At 67.3% G+C, this 2,709-nt stretch carries 2 protein-coding genes; one reads left to right on the top strand and one right to left on the bottom strand.

The features are described 5' to 3' along the window. Nucleotides 1-219, top strand: a 219-nt coding sequence (locus ACWDA7_RS51920; RefSeq protein WP_450615088.1) for a hypothetical protein, incomplete at its 5' end; no start/stop codon positions are given. A gap of 295 nt (nucleotides 220-514) precedes the next feature. Here ACWDA7_RS51920 and ACWDA7_RS51915 read toward each other — a convergent pair. After that, the gene (locus tag ACWDA7_RS51915; RefSeq protein ID WP_450615086.1) at nucleotides 515-1,972 is read right to left on the bottom strand and encodes a sugar transferase; all 1,458 of its coding nucleotides are present in this window, start codon (nucleotides 1,970-1,972) and stop codon (nucleotides 515-517) included. Between the last annotated feature and the right edge of the window lie 737 nt (nucleotides 1,973-2,709).

Below are 2,709 nucleotides of genomic sequence, written 5' to 3'. Positions count from 1 at the left end.
TCGACAATCACCAGTCGTAGACGAGGAGCTTCCGTGCGTCCGGCAGAGCGCACGACTGCCACCCAAACCGTGACCAACACGGAAAGTGACCTTCTTAAGTTCCTGGCATTGGGTGAGAATCCCCTCGGCTACTCGGCGGACAAGGCCCCCCTTCTCCCGGTGGCGAAGACCCCGCAAGCCGGGCAGGCCCGGGCCGCCTCATCGGTCGTGATCAGGTGAACCCCGGCGCCTGCCATCGGCCAGCCGCTCGACTTGCGCGACGGACACCCCGTCGAGCTCGAGCAGCAACGTAGTATCGTCGAGCAAGCCCGTGGCTCCTGCATGATCGTTCTGCGTGGAGAACAGAAATGATCACGCAGGCCCACGGGCACTCTGCGTCCCGGCAAGAGCCACCAGGTCCCTCACACACTGTGACGGCGCCTCAACCCGCTTGACGACCCACACCGCTCAAGTTCGAAGACCCGGCATGGTCCTCCTGGGGGATCGCCGGTGCCGGAGCGCTGCCGACAGCCGCTCAGTAGGCCCCGGTGCCCGCCACAACGGCCCGAACCGTCCGGACGAGTACCCCGAGATCTCCGAAGGGCGACCAGTTGTCCACATACCTGAGGTCCAGAGCGATCGTCTCGCTCCACGACAGGTCCGAGCGGCCGCTGACTTGCCACAGGCCGGTGAGGCCGGGCTTCACGGCCAGTCGCCGGCGCTCCACCTCGTCGTAGCCGGCGACCTCGTCGGGCAAGGGCGGTCGCGGGCCGACCAGGGACATGTGACCCCGCACCACGTTGAAAAGCTGGGGCAGTTCGTCCAGGGAGTAGCGGCGCAGTACCTGGCCGACGCGGGTGATCCGCGGATCGCGGCGCACCTTGAACATCAGGCCGTCCTGTTCGTTGGTGGCGGCCAGTTGGTGTCTCAGCCGCTCTGCGTCGGCGACCATGGAGCGGAACTTGGTCATGGTGAAAGGCTGTCCGCCGCGACCGATGCGCGTCTGCCGGTACACGATCGGGCCCGGGGAGTCCAACCGTACGGCGAGGGCCACCGCCGTGAACACCGGGGCCAGTAGCACGATCAGGAGCACCGCGCCCAGCCGGTCAGTCACCGCCTTGAGCAGCGCCGCGTGCCCCCGTCTCAGGGGCGGCGCCACGTTCAGCATCGTCAGACCGGCCACGGAGAAGACGCTCACCCGGCGCCCGGACACCTCTGTGAGTCCCGGTACGACCACGAGCGGGCACTCCTCGTTGTGCAGTGCCCAGGACAGCTGCCGCAGCCGCGTTCCGGCCATGTACGGTCCCGGCGCGACCAGGACCACGTCGACGCCGAGCCGCCGCGCAGCCTCCAGCACCGGGGCGGAGTCGGCCGACATGCGCGGCGGTGCCTGTCTGCCGAGGCGGGCGGCGACCGGGGTCAGCGCCTGGGGGTCACGGTCGCCGATCGGGCATACCCCGACGATGACGAACTCGTGGTCGGTCCGCTTGGCGAGGTGGCTCACCAGGCTGTCGACGGCGTTCGGTTCCCCGATCACCAAGGCCCTGCGGACGGCCCGGCCCGCGTGGCGCCGGGTGACCAGATGGCGGCGGATCAGCGTGTGCACGAGGGCGCTGGTGGGGGCGCAGGGCGCCAAGGCGGTGAGCGCGACGAGGAAGGGGGATTCCTCGCCCGTCGCCGCCCGCACGACCGCGAGTAGTCCGAGCAGCACCAGCCAGTCCTGCAGTGCGGGGCCGACGTTGTCGCGCTCACCGAGACGGCGTTCGGCGTAGCGGTTCCGTGCGCCGCGTACGAGCAGCCACGCCGCGGTCGCCACCGTCGCGTATGCCGTGGCATTGCTCCCGTCGGCCAGTGCGAACGCCAGGTACATCGGCACGGCGGCGCCAACCGCGTCGCCGAGGACGGCGGCCCACGCGTACCAGATGGGTTTACCGGTGCGGCGTCCGGCTGGCGGCTGCTCCCGGATGGCCTGTCTCTGTGTCGGTACTGCCATTGGCGCTTGGGGCATTTCATCCTTCCGGAAGGTCAGTTCGTGGTCTCGGGCCCGGAGATCTGTCTTGGGGAGTGAGGGAGTGACTGGCATTCCCAGACCCTGGGTCCGGGCGGGGTAGGTTGATATGCGGCTGCACGGTCATGGTGGGTCGGAGTCCGCGTAGCCCGTCCTCGCCTCGTGGCTCGAGGGCGTGGGGGCTCATGGCATGGCTGTCATCGGTTCGCTTCTCCTCGACCCAAGGACCTCGGCCGACCCCAGGGCACCGCGAAGACTCGAACAGCGGTGGAAACCCGGACATTGTCCAATGAAACCGGACAATTCGTCCGGCGAGATTGGACAGTAGGGTGTGTCGTCAATCGCGTGCAAGGCGACTCACCCACGCCAGTCACGGCCTGCAGAGCGACGTGACCGGCGAAGTGGCACATGGAACGCGCGCGGCCGGAATTTCGGCACAGGCAATCCACAGCAAAAACTCGCTCGAACGGTCCAACCGTGCGCCCATCACACCCGGGATTCGTCTCGCACGACATCTCGCAATTACGGACGGGACTGTGCTTGCGTGGCGATTGCGTCGGATACATTCACCGGCGGGAAGAGTCGTGGGCGCCCATGCTCGACGTGAAATACATGATGCAAATCTAACTAGTGTGACGCGCCGGAAATGGCGAGTCTAAGTCTGTAGACTATTTCTATGTCGCATCGGGGTCCGCGTGCTGTCGAGGTCGTATTGTCCGACG

Source organism: Streptomyces sp. NPDC001156, assembly GCF_053598275.1.
Note: the sequence above shows the minus strand (reverse complement) of the source record. Positions and strands in the feature narration are given on the sequence as shown.